The 15,940-nt window shown below is 53.7% G+C and carries 19 protein-coding genes; 3 read left to right on the plus strand and 16 right to left on the minus strand.

The genetic code is table 11. From position 1 onward, the window contains the following. The first annotated feature begins 31 nt into the window (after positions 1 to 31). On the plus strand, positions 32 to 577 hold the full coding sequence (locus ACLRDN_RS25360) for a hypothetical protein (protein WP_413460634.1): 546 nt from the start codon (positions 32 to 34) through the stop codon (positions 575 to 577). 1,324 nt (positions 578 to 1,901) lie between these two features. On the opposite strand, the gene ACLRDN_RS25365 is transcribed toward ACLRDN_RS25360, so the two are convergent. The 13 genes from ACLRDN_RS25365 to ACLRDN_RS25425 all read right to left on the minus strand — a co-directional run bounded on the left by ACLRDN_RS25365 (position 1,902) and on the right by ACLRDN_RS25425 (position 11,942). Then, positions 1,902 to 2,345, minus strand: a complete 444-nt coding sequence (locus ACLRDN_RS25365) for a DUF6283 family protein (RefSeq protein WP_413460635.1) — start codon at positions 2,343 to 2,345, stop codon at positions 1,902 to 1,904. 21 nt (positions 2,346 to 2,366) lie between these two features. Further along, positions 2,367 to 2,834, minus strand: coding sequence for a hypothetical protein (locus tag ACLRDN_RS25370; RefSeq protein WP_413460636.1), 468 nt, complete (start codon positions 2,832 to 2,834; stop codon positions 2,367 to 2,369). A 15-nt stretch (positions 2,835 to 2,849) separates the two neighbouring features. Next, positions 2,850 to 3,344, minus strand: a complete 495-nt coding sequence (locus ACLRDN_RS25375; RefSeq protein ID WP_413460637.1) for a hypothetical protein — start codon at positions 3,342 to 3,344, stop codon at positions 2,850 to 2,852. A gap of 43 nt (positions 3,345 to 3,387) precedes the next feature. Beyond that, a complete protein-coding gene (locus ACLRDN_RS25380) occupies positions 3,388 to 3,729 on the minus strand; it encodes a hypothetical protein (protein ID WP_413460638.1) in 342 nt (113 codons plus the stop codon). A 609-nt stretch (positions 3,730 to 4,338) separates the two neighbouring features. Next, on the minus strand, positions 4,339 to 4,734 hold the full coding sequence (locus ACLRDN_RS25385) for a hypothetical protein (protein ID WP_413460639.1): 396 nt from the start codon (positions 4,732 to 4,734) through the stop codon (positions 4,339 to 4,341). Beyond that, positions 4,731 to 5,537 carry a GIY-YIG nuclease family protein gene (locus ACLRDN_RS25390; RefSeq protein WP_413460640.1) on the minus strand — a complete coding sequence of 269 codons (807 nt, stop codon included), beginning with the start codon at positions 5,535 to 5,537 and terminating at the stop codon, positions 4,731 to 4,733. Before ACLRDN_RS25390 ends, ACLRDN_RS25385 begins: the two co-directional genes overlap by 4 nt. A 74-nt stretch (positions 5,538 to 5,611) precedes the next feature. Next, positions 5,612 to 5,809 (minus strand): hypothetical protein, encoded by a 198-nt coding sequence (locus ACLRDN_RS25395; protein ID WP_413460641.1) that lies wholly within the window; start codon positions 5,807 to 5,809, stop codon positions 5,612 to 5,614. A 17-nt stretch (positions 5,810 to 5,826) separates the two neighbouring features. Next, positions 5,827 to 7,419 (minus strand): DUF4942 domain-containing protein, encoded by a 1,593-nt coding sequence (locus tag ACLRDN_RS25400; RefSeq protein WP_413460642.1) that lies wholly within the window; start codon positions 7,417 to 7,419, stop codon positions 5,827 to 5,829. Between the two features lie 11 nt (positions 7,420 to 7,430). Further along, positions 7,431 to 7,862 carry a hypothetical protein gene (locus ACLRDN_RS25405; RefSeq protein WP_413460643.1) on the minus strand — a complete coding sequence of 144 codons (432 nt, stop codon included), beginning with the start codon at positions 7,860 to 7,862 and terminating at the stop codon, positions 7,431 to 7,433. A 362-nt stretch (positions 7,863 to 8,224) separates the two neighbouring features. After that, positions 8,225 to 8,521: a hypothetical protein gene (locus tag ACLRDN_RS25410; protein ID WP_413460644.1), complete on the minus strand. Its 297-nt coding sequence runs from the start codon at positions 8,519 to 8,521 to the stop codon at positions 8,225 to 8,227. Between the two features lie 17 nt (positions 8,522 to 8,538). Beyond that, the gene (locus ACLRDN_RS25415; protein ID WP_413460645.1) at positions 8,539 to 9,261 is read right to left on the minus strand and encodes a hypothetical protein; all 723 of its coding nucleotides are present in this window, start codon (positions 9,259 to 9,261) and stop codon (positions 8,539 to 8,541) included. Between the two features lie 441 nt (positions 9,262 to 9,702). Further along, positions 9,703 to 10,476: a hypothetical protein gene (locus tag ACLRDN_RS25420; RefSeq protein WP_413460646.1), complete on the minus strand. Its 774-nt coding sequence runs from the start codon at positions 10,474 to 10,476 to the stop codon at positions 9,703 to 9,705. A gap of 1,136 nt (positions 10,477 to 11,612) precedes the next feature. Continuing rightward, positions 11,613 to 11,942, minus strand: coding sequence for a hypothetical protein (locus ACLRDN_RS25425; protein ID WP_413460647.1), 330 nt, complete (start codon positions 11,940 to 11,942; stop codon positions 11,613 to 11,615). Positions 11,943 to 12,164: 222 nt separating this feature from the next. Here ACLRDN_RS25425 and ACLRDN_RS25430 point away from each other — a divergent pair, with 222 nt between their 5' ends. Continuing rightward, positions 12,165 to 12,470 (plus strand): hypothetical protein, encoded by a 306-nt coding sequence (locus ACLRDN_RS25430; RefSeq protein ID WP_413460648.1) that lies wholly within the window; start codon positions 12,165 to 12,167, stop codon positions 12,468 to 12,470. Between the two features lie 701 nt (positions 12,471 to 13,171). Here the strand turns inward: ACLRDN_RS25430 and ACLRDN_RS25435 are convergent. The 3 genes from ACLRDN_RS25435 to ACLRDN_RS25445 form a co-directional block, all read right to left on the minus strand. Then, complete coding sequence (locus ACLRDN_RS25435; protein ID WP_413460649.1) at positions 13,172 to 13,957, minus strand: hypothetical protein; 786 nt, start codon at positions 13,955 to 13,957, stop codon at positions 13,172 to 13,174. Further along, complete coding sequence (locus ACLRDN_RS25440; RefSeq protein WP_413460650.1) at positions 13,954 to 14,541, minus strand: hypothetical protein; 588 nt, start codon at positions 14,539 to 14,541, stop codon at positions 13,954 to 13,956. Before ACLRDN_RS25440 ends, ACLRDN_RS25435 begins: the two co-directional genes overlap by 4 nt. A gap of 247 nt (positions 14,542 to 14,788) precedes the next feature. Then, complete coding sequence (locus ACLRDN_RS25445; RefSeq protein WP_413460651.1) at positions 14,789 to 15,112, minus strand: hypothetical protein; 324 nt, start codon at positions 15,110 to 15,112, stop codon at positions 14,789 to 14,791. Between the two features lie 92 nt (positions 15,113 to 15,204). Between ACLRDN_RS25445 and ACLRDN_RS25450 the strand changes: the two genes are divergently transcribed. After that, positions 15,205 to 15,891, plus strand: coding sequence for a hypothetical protein (locus tag ACLRDN_RS25450; RefSeq protein WP_413460652.1), 687 nt, complete (start codon positions 15,205 to 15,207; stop codon positions 15,889 to 15,891). The last annotated feature ends 49 nt before the right edge of the window (positions 15,892 to 15,940 follow it).

Below are 15,940 nucleotides of genomic sequence, written 5' to 3' on the forward strand. Positions count from 1 at the left end.
TCAATACATTTTGTATTAAAAACGAGGAAATATGAGACTTTTTCATTTGGCGTGCATCTTTTTTTCCGCCGCTGCTGTGGTCGCTTGCAGCGAAGATCAATACACCGCGCCACAAACGGAGAGAAGCGATAAATTGGCGGCTAAGCTCGTCGGTAAGGTTTTTCTTCCTGAGCAAGTGAAGCAGATCGAGTGCTGGGGTCGTCAGTGGCCGGATGAGGCCGTGTGCAATATTCACGTTGCTACCGCGGCCACTGAGCCGGGTGAGACCATAATTGGTTGGGGCAGAAGAGTTCGGGGTGATGGGCTGCTAGACTTCGTTGGAGCTGGTAGGCCATTTATTGAGGATACGGCTTTTGATCTAGCCTTAATTTCTTCTACGGGATTTGTTGTGAAGATGAAGCGGCTTACCAGCGGCATTTCAGTAGAAGTAAGAGCAGATGAGAACGCTCTGCCATTTGAGGAAGCGGCAAAGTTTTCGGCCACCGTACTCCCCCTCGCCCTAGATTCAGTTTCCGCCCGGCTAGAGGCCGCGTTTGCAAAGTCTCCAGCGGAAATCAAAAAGAGTTGGCTGGAATAGCGCGTTAACGGCGTGCGGATCTACATTCTAGATCCCCGCGGGGCCGGGTGGTTAGGCCGCCCCAAACCCACCCCTCCATACTTTGGACGAGTCTCCATTTCGGTCACGTTCGTTCGCTCCAGAAATCATGCTTGGATGCAGTTGCTTCGCCTCTTCAATCAACTGCGCCACTACCGGTGGAACCTGGTCGGCATAGTCTGGTGGCAAGGCGGCCAATCTAGCGCTAATCGACCAGGCGTGCGAGTGCGCCCCGGAATCATCGGCAAAGTCTTCGCAATTCACCTTCGATCTCCAGCCCAGGAACCCACTGGCTATTTTTTCCAATACATTCACCATTCTGACCGTCCGTGTGTTTAGTCCACCTGGTCCGCTACCAGGACAACGTCTTCGATATTTTTTGATTCGGGCGCAAGTCCCGTGAGCGCACGCTGGAGCACTGCCACCAGTGACTCCAGCTGATTAACAGCAGCTGCTAACGCGGACTCTGGTGATCCTGAGGATGCTGTGATGTTGGCCAATGGCGTATTGGCCTTCGATAGCGACACTGTGGCGGCATAACGGCCGTCGGGCAACAAGCTGACCCGCGACTCCCCTCTTCTAGCATCGCCGTGCCACCCGAGATTCTCCCAGACATGCGGTTCCCATCCTGCGCCCAGGTTTGCGACGATTGATTGGGCCAGTGCGGTGGCGGTATCGAAATCTTCCTTCGTACATCGGGAGCCGCAGTTTGGCGAACAAAAAGTATCGCCTACCAGCTGTGGCGTCCAGCCGTTGTCCGTGACCAATGGTCTTAACGAGCCGTTATCAATCACATGTACCAAAGCAAAATCTCCTATTAAACAGCGGCCCGATAGCTACTTGAATCGTTGCACCAGATGGCCTTCTCCACTGCTATGAAACTCTGTGGCCAAGATGATCTCGCGCTGTGCTGGTGAGACAACGACGCTCTGGATTGCGTCGGAGCGATCCGGGCACCAATTGGCAGAAATACCTCCAAATTCGAGCCTTCGCAGCTCCCCACATACCCATTCGCGTCCAGCGCTCGCATCTCTTTCCGGAAATTCGCCGCGGGCCGATCTGCGGCCTCCGAAGGCGACGGCTATGATACTTCTCCGTTCTGCCAGCGCAAGCTGGGATTCTATGATTTGGAAGAACAAGGCAGTAGTACCGTGTGTTGCCGCAAGGTGCATGACTGAGGCACCGGAACGAGACAAGAAGGCCACCCCTAGACTGGCTCCAAAGCCTCTGGATTCGACACGTCCTCGGTACGCCACAACGAAATCATCTTCATCAATTCTTCTCATGCTTAAATCAGCTCACTTATTTAATCCCTGCAGTCTTGCAGGGCAGAGTCATCAGGATCAACTCCGTTCGCAACAGCCATTGCGCGGTAGCTCTCGTGCAACTCCAGTCCGGCGTCCTCGACCTGTCCGTCGTAGATGCCGAATGCTTTGGCAAGTCGGACCGTCCTGTTATTCTCAGCACCGCGAAGCAAGAAACCCGCACAGACTGCCGGTCGGTGAATACCGGAGTCATGGCAGCCGAAGGTTTCAGTCGATTGGTCATATGCCGTTGCTGCCGATTCACGGAATGCTTCCGGGGAGAAAACGCCGTCCGCATCCTTTCTCCAGGGACACTGAGTGCACGGGGTACGGCGGTTGACCCATGTTCGACCAACAGCACTGACCACTAGATGGTCCGCATCCGCCTGTTTCACACTCATCATTTTGGTCGAATGATGCTTACAATGATCTTTGGGGTTTGTCATAGGCGGAAGCCAAGTAGCCCGTTATCTTTCATTAACAATGATGCCATCCGAAGCGAAGTCTATTGCGACCAGGATCTCGGCTCGTCGCTTGCCCAATGCAATACTTCCCCTGACGAAGGTCCTTTGGCAAGAGCCCGCGTCGACATCGCCTACGAGAATACGAACATCGCGTTGCTCTACCGCGTTAAGATCAAGTTCGAGCCCCATTCGCTTATCAGGGGCTGGTGCCGTCTTGTACCAAGGTGAGTTTTTCAACTGAGTCCTTGTTCGCTGTTCCAACAACTTCAACAAATCGCCCTCCACTTTCGGAGGTCTAAGCGACTTCCGCGAACAGGCCAGTCCAGCGAGTGCATACTGCCACTTCACAGCGACTGCCGAGGATTCACACAAGCGATAGATTGTCGAGGGATGTACGTTCATTTTTTCGGCGAACGCTTCTTTTGAGTAGCCGGCCGCCGTTAACGCAACGTTGAATTCTTCACCAGTCATTCAGAGGGCCTCGGTCTATCTCGATTTGAGGAGCTCAATTGCCTCTTCAATTTGGGCTTTCGATGCTCGCGCGAGCTTACCCGCCCTATCTGCGACCCAAAGATCGGCCGTCTCCGCATCCAGAGCGAACCACTTCTCAGGAACCTTGGTGGTGACTTTGATATCGACGGGCACTTCCAACTCCACCAACGGACGGCCGGCTTTGGTTCTGCGGCTTCGCGTGGCCACCTTCCACAAGACCGAACCCGCACTCACAATGACGCCATCCTTCCGTGCCTTAGCCATGATGATGCCTGCAAGCTCATCTGCCACTTGGAGACTGCGCGGGTTAGTGAAGGGCCTGAGCAGCTTGGCTAGGTCCGAACGTCGAAAGCGATCGCCCTTAGTCGCGAGAAGAGTCTGGAACTCCAGCTCCATCTTGGCAGTGACTTTTGCCTTTTTCGCCCGCTGGGGTTCGGAAGCGCTCTTGCCTTTTGCATCGCCCAAGGGTGGTACAACACGGCTTTCCATGAAAATCCTTTGTGTCTTTGTGTCCTACCTACTTAAATCTGTCCTACCCAGCTTTCCGCTGACGAACGAAGACACCCGTTGTTTCGAGGTGCTCTAGCGCCAAAAGCGCTTCTTCGCCAACCAGGGTGGCGCTTAGTGTATAAGAACGGTCGAAACACGCCTCACTTTCGACCACCTTGATAAAGCCGGCGTGGTCAAGCGCTTCTGCCGCTTTGGATAGCTTCGTCCGCTTGAGAGACGTCTGCTCGACGCATTGTTCAATTAGCTTTCGGGCATGACTACCCAGCAAATGCAGTTCAGCAGCCGATTCCTCTACAGCAGCAGCCGATTCGTGTAACAGCAGAATGGAGCCGGCATACTCGACAATTGGCAGGGTAGCGATCAAACCGTCTGCCCAATCTGATGATCTTTCCTTGGCTTAGCCTCATTGCAACGTGCAAAGAAGCCAGAATACCAGTCATCCGTATGGCCATCAGGACTCTCCGCATCTGGTGACCCACCTTGGCGAAGCCAAACATCTGCGAAGGACCACCCTATTGAAAAGCCTTCACTGCATTCGAACGAAATCGGTAAGGTGGGGTTCTTCATTCATGAGATCCTTCTCGTGGGGCGACAAAAGATACTGCTATCTATGACAGAGATTTTAAAACACAAAACGCGAAAACCAAAGACGGAATTCGCGTTTTGTTAAATTCACCAGCGACGGTCCGCCTGTTTATTTTCTCCGCCGGCAATTCCAAGTGAGGCACCACTGTCGCCCTTCCACGGGGGCATCGTCCGGTAGGACCAAGCAATGGTGCTGCTTTCCGCGAATGCGGAGCACTAGATACCGGCGACCGGTTGAGGTTTTGAACTCGTCCCCAGGCACTACCGCCGGTGGAGCAGAAGTCGCCCAACTTACGCGAAGAGTGACAGGATCATAAGGCGCTTTCTTCATCTATTAGTCGCCTCTCTAGAGGTGGAACATTCCGACTGCAGGGCCCATTTTCCCGTCCTAGCCACGAACAGAGCGTTTACCTGACACAAAAAGCAGCTCTAAGACGGTAACAACAAGCCCGATGCAAACCGCCAGCGATGCTATCCACGCAAGGATGTGTCCGTAGTGCAGCGCTTGAGCTATTCTTTGATCGTCACAGTTCAGCGGCATGCCAAACATGGCTACAGTAATCATATTTAGCACGGGCGCGATAGCGAGCAGCGCCGCGACATTCATCGTCAACTGGCCACACAGGAAGCAAGTTGTTTTTGGCTTCGAATAGGCCATGACAAGAATCCCGGTCAATACCAGCATCGCAGATGGAGCAGAACCATAGTCCCCAAAAAATGCCAAGAAGCCAGACGGCATGTCACCTGTGGAAGCACAGGTCAGCAACGAGGGGAATTCCATCATATCTCTAGTCCCTTATCGAAAGTTGAACTTCCCACGACCGACGCCCCCCCCCAAGGTGTATCCAGTCTAGTGATAGCATCAGTCGGCTGGATGCCAAATCCCGGAAGCTGTTGATATAACGCCGGCGGCAACCTATCTTGTGCAACCACCTCACTTAAAGGCCGGGACGCATTTGTTATCTCCAGTATCGGCCATTCGGTCGGCTGTCCAGGCATCTCATCTAGGCTTGGACGCCGCCCCCAGCTTTCTGATCTTGGAGTTTCGTATCCGCTGGCCGCGGCCAACTTCAACCACTGCCCCTCCTGCCGAGACGCTTCTTGCTGGGAGGCGCGATCGATCCGCAAGAGCACCGCCACTCGGATCTCAGCGCCCTCACCGGCAGCCCAATCAAAGAGCGCTGATGACGCTTTCCCAAGGTCCCGGCGACGCAAGTGCTCCCTGAAGCGCCGCTTAGGATTGACAGTCTGCCCAATGTAACAGGCCTTGCGGACACTGCGAGGACTATGGGCAATAATCGCATAGATCCAGTACGTGCTAAAACCAATACCTAGCGCGTCCGGCATAGCAGGCGGCCTTCCATGCACGTGAGTACTGCGAGAATCGTGTGGCGGCACGTTGCTCCCGAACGCGAAGCGTACTCTAAACCGCTTGCCGTCAGGTGCAAGTAGACCCAGGTACTCTCGCCCATTTCTCGTCACCACCAGACCAAGCTGCACTACACGGTCCAGCAGCTGTTGCTTGGTAGCGAGTTGTCCCGAGTCAATCTCAGCTTGTAGCTTGGTCCTAATGCCATGTAAATCCATCTTTTACAATCCGCCCAATTGTGCCCCTTAGAAAGCACTACCGAATTGCTTTCCCTTGCGACGTCCACCAATCCTTACTGTTGAAAATCATCCGCGCCACCCTGCCGTGCTTCGAGCAGGCGATTCAAAGCTTCCGCTGGCAATAGACCGGCCGTGTAAAGATCGAGTAAGGTAGCTTCCTTAATCGATTGAATCTTCCCAGCTCGGCGCCAGAGGGTAATGACCTCGCGCCACCAAATATCAAACGAAACATCGGCACGGGTATTATCCACGCTCTCTCCAAGGGAATTTATGCCGGCGCCACCGCAACCAGAAGGCACACCGCGACGCCGGTATCATCAAACTGCTTCTCAAACGGCCCATGCCATTCAAGGGAAAATTCAGCCGGTAGGATAGCAGCTCGCCTAGCAGAAGCGGGCAAAATCGCCACGAGACGTCCACCTGCTGTAAGAAGCGTGGCAGCGGCATAAAGGTGCGTCTGCCACTGGCCACTCTTATAGGGAGGATTCATAAGGACACGCGGGAAAGTGCATTTCCGCCCGTCGGCCCATTCGAGAAAATCTGCTTCAATGACGTTCAGATATCCTTTTTGTCGCAAGATCACACAGTGCAGCTTCGAGATTTCGACGCATGTAACCTTTTCCTTCGGAAGAAACTCTGCTAATCCGCCCTGCCCAGCACTTGGCTCCAAGACGTCATCTTCATCTCCGGCTTCGAGAAGATCTACGGCATGACGTGCTAACACCTCATTTGTCGGATAAAACTGATGCGAAACCTTATCGGGTAGGGTACCAGTTACGACGATCTCCTGAATCACTGGCAGTGGATCGTAGTCAAAGCTGAAGAACAGCGGGCTCTTGAATATCTGTTCCCCGCCCAACGAGAGCAAGATAGCCTCGGCCTGCTTCCAGACCTGATCCTCGCCGCATGACTGTGGGCAGTAAATCGTAGTCAGTCTTTCGTGATGCTTGACTCTTCCTAGCAGAGTTCGCAGATCAAACGATAGAGGGACCTTTAGAAGCTCCTGTTTCTTGAGCGGCTTTGGACTTCGGCGACGAAATTGCGGTGGGATGGCCTGAGGGTATAGCGTGGCTAGAGCCTGATTGAGTCTCCATGCAAATTCAGGGTGAATCTCGATATGAACGGTACCGACATGGTAGGCCCGAATTCGGAAGGCACCACCGTCAACAGAAATCCATTCACCACGTCGCTTGTATGCCAGGCGCAAAACAACGTTGCTGTCTATGCGGTACTCGGTAACCTGGCCTCGAAACTTTGCAATTACCACGCGTAGGTCTGAAATGAACTCCGCCTTATCGGAGACATGACCGTACTCGTTAAAGCAACCACTGAGAATCATTCGCTTACTGAAGCCGCTCGGTGCGTTCGTTAGGTGATCTCCTGACAACGACCTGAACAGCCCATCGATACGTTCAGCAAAGAGCTGCGGTCGCTTACTTAGAAGGTCCCCGATTAAATCCCTTACGACTGAATCAGTAAAGTCCGGTAGTGGCGGCGTCTTCGGATCTGGACGCTCGTTGCGCCAGCGCATTATCTGCTCATTCCATTGCTTGCGGCGCTCGGCTGGCATGATACTCATGACATCAGTCAGCGCCAGCGCCTTGCGCCAGTATTCTGCATCTAGACTTTCTATTGTTCGCTCAACGTTCAGCGTGCGGAGAAGGGACTCACTGCGCTGATCGCTGGCCTGCAAGAAATATCCCAAAGCTTGGCTGTACTCCCCGCTAAGTAACTGGGCGAGCTTAATAATGGCGTCGCGCTTGGCATTGTATTCCGCAACGAGATGTGCGATAGCATCGGTCGTCACGGGCGCAAAAAAATCGACTGTGCCTTCAACCAGTGCGAATTGTTCATCGTACATTTTCATTCCTATCAATCTTCGTACGCCAACAGCTTCCGAGTAGCTTTCTGATACTTAGCCAATCTACGTCGGTCTTCGGGTGTAGGATTTGAAATTCGACCGATATCGAGGTTATGCGCCAAGTCCGCAAGCTTCACTCTCCTCGCAAGACGATTGACACCGCACCGAGAGATATATTCGCCGTAACTCTCATCCTCGCACCTGGTGATGGCGAGCAGCGCTTCTATGATGTGTAGATCACAGCCTTTAGAGATCAGCAAGTAGATCATCACCTCTACCCCACCGTGTTCCATAGCGTCGTGCAGTACCGCGACTATCATTTCATCCACTGTCGTCACACCTAGCATGACCGAGAAGACATGGAGAATATACGGAGCCCCGCCCAGATCCTTGTCAGTCTCATGGACAAAGAGAGCAAGCAAGATAGCTGTAGCCAGATTCATATCGGTGCTAGAAAAGAGTGGACATAGCGAGGTACCGAGCGCCCTCACGTGTGAGAAAGTAGCCACCGCCATAGGCAGCACTCAGCAATCCACGATCTTGCAATGAGCGAACGATTTTAGCAACCGCAAATGCGGCGCCCTGCGGGCGTAAAAAACGGCATTCCGGGAATGCAATACGGCCCAATGCCGAAAGACGTACTGTGGCGCGGGTACTAGTGCAGTCGTTGGTGAGCAGGTAACGGAGAATAGCGTCTCCGGCGCTTGTCTGGTCTATTTGAGGCCGTCCGTTCTTCTTCAACCTCATTGCCTATATCAATCTTGAGTTACCGCTGGCATACATCGCATACCAGCGGGGTTAGTCGTCAGCTGCCTGCGTAGGCCTGCAGCTTGCGATCCATCATGAAACGCACACCGTGTCCGGTCGAAACCAGTAGATCGATGCTCATCTGTAACGAAGAGTCCACGCTGGTTGCCCCCACAACGACGACTTCGTCGGGCTGCTGGCGCATGCAAGCCAATATCGTGTCGTTAATATCATCCATATCATGATGATCGACAAAAACAGCACACACATTCTTCCCCGCATGAACAAAGCCCATGGCCTTTAGACGCTTCTGCAGAGCGTCCTCCACCTGCTCGTGAAAACTCAGTTTTGGCATTGCTTTTGCCCTTTCCATCAGTTCGTTGCCGCTGCCGGCGTGCTCAAACGCTTCAGCCGCTCGGCCAAAGATTCCTTACCCGACACTGCGTCACGTAGCTGCTGGAGATTGGCAGCATCGCGAGCCGCCGATTCACCGAGGCCGACGACCGCGCTAATTCCCGCTGTCTCGGTTTCCATCTTCGCAGCACGTTTGTTGAGCGCCGAAATTGCTGAGCTGGTTACGTGCAGCGCACCGAGTTCCTTCAATTGCTGCTGGTTTGCGAGTTTTTGGCTGGCCAGGTCGTTGCGTGCGCTGGCGAGCTCCACACGTCGTTTTGCCTCATCTGCATTTCGTGTGAAACTCTGGAGCTGCTCTTGCCATTTTGCGAAGAGGCTCTGGTACTCCTCCAGCAGCTTCTTTGCTTCTTCTGCCTCCGCCAGTTCAACAGGCAAGCGAGCGCGATTCTGTTCGAGCTCGTCACAAAACTGTGTGGCAACGGATTCGCTCACCTCGCCCGATGCAAGCTTTTCCGCCAGGCCAGCCAACACGTGCTCGTCACGCGCAATAGCCGCCTTCAGCGTTTCCACCTCGCTCAATTCCTTGTTGTAGGAGGTCTGCGCCTCGTGGATGCGCTCCCCTACCTCCCTGAGTTTTGCGACGAGTGCGTCCCGATCCACTTGCGTAGCGGTGTCAGGGTCAAAGGCAGCAATTGCCTCTGCCGTCCTATCACCCAGAGCGCCGAAGTTCTTCTTCAGCAAGCGAGATACCAAATTCCAACTACCCATAAAGTCCTCCTGATGATTACCGCAGAAAATTGAACAACTTGTGTCCAGACAGCGCGAGCGGACGCGTCAAAGTACCCTGGTGGTTGAGCGATCGTGATTCAAGCGTCCACAACAGATAGAGAATCGGCAGACTCGACGGCTCAAATTGCTCGCGCATAGCATGCTTCACCGCCCGAAACTGGGGCTTAAGACGAGATACGCTTATGGACGCTCGTCCAGGCGTAGCAATGGGCCTTCCGTTCTCGTCGAGCACATGTACGTCCTGATCGTTCGCCACCGCTAGCCGCCGTGCTCTCTTGCCAGCAGCCACAGCGGTAGCTTGGTCCGTATATGCGCCAAATGGCACCTCGATTAGGTAGGTGCCGATTGACCACCACGTTACAACCTCAAAATATGGGACTTGCATGCTCTTCCTTAGACAACGACAAGATCGGTCAAAGGGACTGGCAGTCCAGCGACAAAGTCCACATACACTTCGCGTTCTGGCCGACCGTCTCGACTCGTTAAATTCGCAGTGGTGATAAATAAGTGCTCACTTATCCCGCGGAATTGGCGGAAGTAGGGCATAAACCAGACACTTTGCTCTAGACCGCGTTCCCCCCTGCTGTCGTCAATCCGAATTTCTATCCCGGTGAAGGGAGCAACAAAATTCTCAGATCCGCCAACGTCGCGACGAAATATGAGGTCAACTCTTTCGGCGAAGGCGATCTCTATTTCATCTGCGCTGTAAAAGCGCTGATCGATTGAATCTCGTTGAACAGAAAACTCGCGCTCCCCAAGCCCAAGTTGATTCGCACCGGTATAAATGTCTTGCTCTTCAACAGATACCGGGACATACCTGGCGATCTGAGAGCAAAGGAAGGCTTCCTTGGGTGTGCCATCCAGCGCGCTAGTAATCTGCAGAAACTGCGCTGCTACGCCGGATTCGCCTGTTTCGACCCAGAAACGATGCACCCGTAAGTCCATGTTCATATTCAGTGAACTGATGGCTTTCACGGTTGCTGCGGCGGGCAGCGGCCTTACTAAGGTGGCTCTTTGATCAATGGCAAGGTAGTAGCCGGGCTTAATCGAGACAATACTTCCGATGCGTAAAGCGAGCGGAAGGCCGGCATCTGCGCTAACCTCATCTCGCGACTTACCCCTTCCACTTAGGCGGGCAAGATAGCTAAATGCATTCTTCCAGGACATGACTTCCTTAGAGCTTGTAATTTTGCTTACGCTGAGCTGAACTCCCGGCCCAGCCCTGACTGAAAACGCGACGAAGCACTTGCAGGGCTAGCACAGCAAGAACGCACCAGACTGACCACCACATGAGGCGCGGCAACCAGCCGGTATCGTCGTCGGATTCCTCCCAGGAATCGGAGATCACAGGGCTGCTCGGCTGAACGAGCTCACTGGCCACGGCTGGCGTCTGGGGCACTTCTTTAGTCTCCACGACAACTGCTGGGGGTACTGCAGAACTGCGCCCCATCATGTACCACCAGAGGCTGTTGTTATGCCCCGAATCAACATAGACGGTCTTGGTTGCATCATGCTGCCCCGAACTCGGGGGTGGCGCCGGGCTGCGTGATTCGGCATGTTGCCCTTTGATGTTGGGAAGACCGTCCGTTTTAGATTCAGCCTCGCCCAAATCCACACCTTTCGCTGGACGATCGGAGCTGGCAATCGTAGCACCAGCGATAACCGCTCCAGCACCAACGCCGGCAGCTAATGCTGCGCGCTGATCGAAGACTTTTACCGCTCGCTGTTGCGCAGCACTCCGCTCTAGGCTAGCGGCCATCGCCGACTGGTTGGGGGGGCTTGCGGGAGAAGCTGGTAGCGATCGCGGTGGTGTCGAAGAACCAGTTGCAGAGCGTGAGGTAGGAGCCGGCGTCGCGAACGATCGAGACGGCGAGCTAACGGAACTTGAACGGCCACCCGAAAAGGATCCGCCGGGTTTGGCGCAGACGCTTATGGCGACCGCCATCATGACGGCCGCGAACACAAATTGCTTACGACTCATTCTGCAAGCCCTCTTTATAGCCATTGTGGCACCAGTAGCGCCCATCCCACAGCGATAAGGGCAACGTCGGCGCCAGAGATTAGCGGAGATCTTTCCCGATGAAAGATGAAATACCGGCAACCGATCCATATGGACAGCAAAAGCCAGCCGAGCGAGGAAAACGACAGCTGGGGTCGCGTCAACCGCAGATAATGGACTGACAGGAATAGGTTGAGGCCGATCGCGCACAACGTCCAGAAAAGGAGCAGGCCTTGGAAGATGATGCGCCGCGATAGAGATACAGAAGAAGCTTCTTGGACTCGCTTCAGCGTGAGGTTCGCACTCAATGGAAGAGCCCGTGCACTCCACCTTCCTTGGAGATCATGTTCCGGATTTCTTCGACCGGAAGTTTGAAGACTTCGTGAATGCGCAAGATCACATTAGCATTCAGCGGCAGCGTGCAGCTGCGGATTTTCGAGATCTGTGCAGGCGTCATTTCGAGAACACGCGACAGAGCTGCATCGTTCTTCAACCCATATCGCTCCTGAAGCGCATCGAGGAAAGCCGCAGGGCTATAACCCGGAACCTCAGTGAGGACCTTTACGGGTGCATGACCGGCGACACGGAAGCTTTGTGATTGGCTTTTGAAGCGGATTTCTTGAATATCTTCCATTGACTCATCCTATAAAAAATCAGCATTGTATTGCTTGAAAGAACTCTAACATGAATTTATAAACCCAAAAAGCATTGATTCAATACATTTTGCATCTTATGCTATCGAGGTTGACACTCGGCGATCCTGGGGAGTAGTTGGGCCTCGACCCGCTTCCGGTGATGCACCGGTTGGCACCCGCCGAGGCTGCGATTTACTCAACTCACTGCCCCCTCTAAAAGCATGACTAGCGCCTATTCCAAAGCCATCTGGCCATCGACGCATGAGAAATCGGTCGTGACGATCTCGCATCCGATTACCGTTGGTGGACGCACCTTTCCCGCACCGCAACTCATCATCGTCGTAAATAACGAAAAGCTCAGCGCACTAGAAGCCGACTTCGGGATATTTCAGAAACTGGAGAAGCTGAAGCAGGCAGCCTTCCTGGAAAAGTTACGTGCTTTACCACGGTACGAGGGCCAGCTCTTGACGACCGCGGACTTGCCGGAAGGCATTGAGACGCCAACGGCGCAGATTTCTCTCTTCTAGATTCCGGGAATAAATCCTGTTGGCCCCTGGACAGGCCACTCCCTTGGCGTGAAGACGCCCTTAAGATTTTCCCATCCTCCGCACGTCGCACCAAGAACACCTCTCCGGAAGAACGGTCCGCCACCCAGGCCTCGCCATTCTGGGCAAGCTGAACGGTCAAACGGGCGGCACCGGAAACAACTGCATATCCACCCTCACCTTCTTGCCGGATAACGTAGATGTCCGGTCGACCAGTGACGCTCTCTTGTGCCACATTTTCCGCCAGGTCTGAACCACGGACGCTGTCCGCGCCAGTTCCGATTGGAATGTATTTGAGTTCGGTCATCTTTACTCACTCTCCGTTCAACATGGCAAACCATAAGCAAGCGCTTTCAGGCGGGGATCGGCGCAGGCTTAACGGGTTCTTCTGAGCGCGGAAGACCACCTTCGTCGTCGTCACTTCGGCGAGCGTACGCAACCCAGAGATAATCTGCTTCCTGCCGAAGGGCTCGCAGCTGTGGAAAGGCTGCTTCACCCCCTGTAGAATGGTACTGGCTCCACGCCCTCCTAGCAAGGCGCCAATCAATGAGTAGCCTACTCGGTTTAGAGCGATCGCGATCCCAGGCAGAGAGAAAGCTCTCCTCAAAGGTTTCCCAACTGCAGCATGTCATCTGTCTGTCCTAACGCAACCCTACCCAGGCTGCTCTCATGAGATTGAAAATTTAAATTTTTAGGTGGAGGAACGTCAGGCTTACCGCTAGCGCCACAATGAGCGCTACATTCGCATATGTCAAAAGCCTGACCTTGAAGCGATGACGCGCCACATAATCCTCTGCCTCATCACGATCACGCTGCGCATACTTCACCGCGCTCTCGCATTCTGATAGAAACTGTAAAAGCGGCAGTTGCCTCACTTTCGTCTTGCTCAACTTTAGCTCCCTCACGTATTCGTTAGTAGATACTCCCTGTGCTTTAGGGTGAGACCGGCCATCCTCGTAGGTGAAGGCAAACCCGAATTGACGATACCATTTGTGCCTGGCATCGGGAGAAAATTCGGCCGCAAGATGCTCAAATACCTGAATAGGCTTTAGTCGTTCATTTGCGTGGTGAGTCAACGCCCAAGAGATTACTTCGTTAAAGCAGGCGGTTCCGACGCCCTTCCGTCTCATGCGCTTATCCTTGATCAGCAGATAACCGTCGGTCACCGCCACATACTTTGGATCTTTTTTCCCCTCCATTCTCACGATTAGTGCTGGTTGAAGACCCGAGCCGAGTATTTCATAGGCCTCAACCACGATGTGCGACTGGTCTAGGGCCTTTCGAATGGCGAGAACCACGTACTGGCCAGCCGGCCATCCGCAAGAGTCTAACTGCAATATCTTCCATCCCAGCGAGCTGGCCACACCATCCAGTTCGTCAGCGAGGTCGAACTGCACCAACAAAGATGGATCCGATGGATCTTCGGATAATGAGGCGGAAACGCCCGCAGCAGACGCAGAGGTAATCATAAAAACTCGAAGGGACTGAGAACGCCAAGCAACTGCTCTGCTTTATCGTGATCGACAACCAGCCAAAGCCAAGGCCGACCGGTTTCCAGTTGAGAGCGTGCGATCAGGCCGGCTACCGGAGCTCCAGGACGCAGCAGTTCCCTGTCTGGTATCGGGATCAGTTCCAAAGGAGCATGAGCTCTTTGCGTGGCGCTCTCAATCGTCAACGCAAGATCACCTTTTCGATCCTTGCTTCGGGTGATGAAACGTGCCAGAGCAAAGTCGCTCAGCAGCTGCCATGCTCCATTGAAATGGATCGGCAGAAACGAGAAGGACTCACGAAGGATCATCATCCTAGCCTGCGCCACTAGTTGCTCAGGCTTGGCTTGGACGACCTCCTTGACCATCAAGTGCTCAACTAACGGGTTTTGTATCTGGGCCATCAGTGCCTCTTCGAGACCTACAGCGAGCTCCATCGCAGCATCAGCTGCGTGCCTCGCGTAGGCGCCAACGTGAAAACGATCATTTCGCGCACGCATCAAACGGACATACAGTGCTAAAAAGGGGCTAAACAGACCTGGAAAATCCCGGCTAAGGTAGGTCATTGTGATCGAGTGCTTAGCGAGGTCGCGGATCCTTGGTTCATAGCCGTCTAATGTCCTCTCGACTCCCGAGAGTCGCATCCCCAATGCCTCAATTGCAAAGCATGTGATTTCAAACCCTTCGGAGTCAGCGAGCGTAGCGTACCTGGCCGCGCGTAGAGTGTCGCGGTAACTGACGGCCTCCGCAGGGCTCAATGGAAGGACTGGCCTATCTACCGGGGCGGCCATCTTGCTTGATCTTGGCTTCATATCAGTTCCACTCCAGCAAATCAAGCGGTACCGGAACTTTATGATGAAACATTACTTGCTCGCAGAAGGTCTCCCAATCACCCTTACCCGCGGGACGATGTGTGCAGTACAGGCATTCCGTACCACCTTCCATAACAGCTGAGGCCGACTTGTGAACGTCAAGTCCCGCGCGTTTGGAAAATCGACCGATGCAACTGCCATCGGCCGCATGTATCCAGACAGTCCCTTTGTCCTGGGATACCTGAATGTCATAGTCTTTCCCTTGCACCAGGGCTTCCGCACCGAAATCCCTTTGAGTGGCGCTGGTTTTGCGTTTTGTGGTCATCTGAAGCGCCCGTCACAACACCTAAATTAATCATGTTAGTCTAACAGCAAGATAGGCAGATTTTCCATTATTCACTCTTCGTGACCGGCCCCATGTTTTTGCAAGCATTCCTTTTGCACTCCGTCCAATACGCTTATTGGTTGGCACTAGCGCTGATCACATTTGGATTTCTTCAGCGTATCCATCAGAAGCGATTCGTCAGCATTCCTGGGAAAATTCTTGCGTCACTGGGCGCGCTTCTGTTAACGGTCTCCGCAGACGGGTTATTTGGCAGTATCGCAGCCGCAGCCCAACTGTTCGCAGATCTGGGGCCAGAGCGCTCCTTGGGTGGCTACCAAGTCACCAGCATTTTTCCAGCCTTTGGCCCCTTCTTTGGCGCGCTAGCCCTTCTGGCTGGCGTCACGCTGTCCTTCTGCGGCACGCAATTGGGGGTATTCACCACAAGTACTGAAGAATCAAACCGAGAGCGACACGAAGCTCCGCTCGACTCTTGTAGGCGAAACGTACCAGAATTCTCTACGACAGGACAAGTCAAGACAATTAAGCGCATTCAATGGAAGGATGGGCGCTTCGTCCCCGCACTCTTGATCACTGTGATCAGTGACGGGAAAAATAGCCTAATGATTTCTGGGGACCTGAAGAATGTCACAAAAGGAACTGCGATCAAGCGGAATAAACGTGATGAGATCAGGTTCGGAAAAAACCCCTCTGTTCACCGCGAATTTGCCGACACCGGTCTGATGTGCAAGCTGCAGAACTTGTTTAAAAAAGCCGCTTGATCCTGGAATACCTGCGGTCAATTTTTGGCACGTGCAAATTAGTTTCCGC

Source organism: Herbaspirillum huttiense, assembly GCF_047300815.1.
GTDB classification, from domain to species: Bacteria; Pseudomonadota; Gammaproteobacteria; order Burkholderiales; family Burkholderiaceae_D; genus Herbaspirillum; species Herbaspirillum huttiense_A.

What these genes read in the sequence shown, in the direction of transcription:
- ACLRDN_RS25360 (WP_413460634.1), top strand. Translation starts at nt 32, where the DNA reads ATGAGACTTTTTCATTTGGCGTGCATCTTTTTTTCCGCCGCTGCTGTG.
- ACLRDN_RS25365 (WP_413460635.1), bottom strand. Translation starts at nt 2,345, where the DNA reads ATGACAAACCCCAAAGATCATTGTAAGCATCATTCGACCAAAATGATG.
- ACLRDN_RS25370 (WP_413460636.1), bottom strand. Translation starts at nt 2,834, where the DNA reads ATGACTGGTGAAGAATTCAACGTTGCGTTAACGGCGGCCGGCTACTCA.
- ACLRDN_RS25375 (WP_413460637.1), bottom strand. Translation starts at nt 3,344, where the DNA reads ATGGAAAGCCGTGTTGTACCACCCTTGGGCGATGCAAAAGGCAAGAGC.
- ACLRDN_RS25385 (WP_413460639.1), bottom strand. Translation starts at nt 4,734, where the DNA reads ATGATGGAATTCCCCTCGTTGCTGACCTGTGCTTCCACAGGTGACATG.
- ACLRDN_RS25390 (WP_413460640.1), bottom strand. Translation starts at nt 5,537, where the DNA reads ATGGATTTACATGGCATTAGGACCAAGCTACAAGCTGAGATTGACTCG.
- ACLRDN_RS25400 (WP_413460642.1), bottom strand. Translation starts at nt 7,419, where the DNA reads ATGTACGATGAACAATTCGCACTGGTTGAAGGCACAGTCGATTTTTTT.
- ACLRDN_RS25405 (WP_413460643.1), bottom strand. Translation starts at nt 7,862, where the DNA reads ATGAATCTGGCTACAGCTATCTTGCTTGCTCTCTTTGTCCATGAGACT.
- ACLRDN_RS25410 (WP_413460644.1), bottom strand. Translation starts at nt 8,521, where the DNA reads ATGCCAAAACTGAGTTTTCACGAGCAGGTGGAGGACGCTCTGCAGAAG.
- ACLRDN_RS25420 (WP_413460646.1), bottom strand. Translation starts at nt 10,476, where the DNA reads ATGTCCTGGAAGAATGCATTTAGCTATCTTGCCCGCCTAAGTGGAAGG.
- ACLRDN_RS25425 (WP_413460647.1), bottom strand. Translation starts at nt 11,942, where the DNA reads ATGGAAGATATTCAAGAAATCCGCTTCAAAAGCCAATCACAAAGCTTC.
- ACLRDN_RS25430 (WP_413460648.1), top strand. Translation starts at nt 12,165, where the DNA reads ATGACTAGCGCCTATTCCAAAGCCATCTGGCCATCGACGCATGAGAAA.
- ACLRDN_RS25435 (WP_413460649.1), bottom strand. Translation starts at nt 13,957, where the DNA reads ATGATTACCTCTGCGTCTGCTGCGGGCGTTTCCGCCTCATTATCCGAA.
- ACLRDN_RS25440 (WP_413460650.1), bottom strand. Translation starts at nt 14,541, where the DNA reads ATGACCTACCTTAGCCGGGATTTTCCAGGTCTGTTTAGCCCCTTTTTA.
- ACLRDN_RS25445 (WP_413460651.1), bottom strand. Translation starts at nt 15,112, where the DNA reads ATGACCACAAAACGCAAAACCAGCGCCACTCAAAGGGATTTCGGTGCG.
- ACLRDN_RS25450 (WP_413460652.1), top strand. Translation starts at nt 15,205, where the DNA reads ATGTTTTTGCAAGCATTCCTTTTGCACTCCGTCCAATACGCTTATTGG.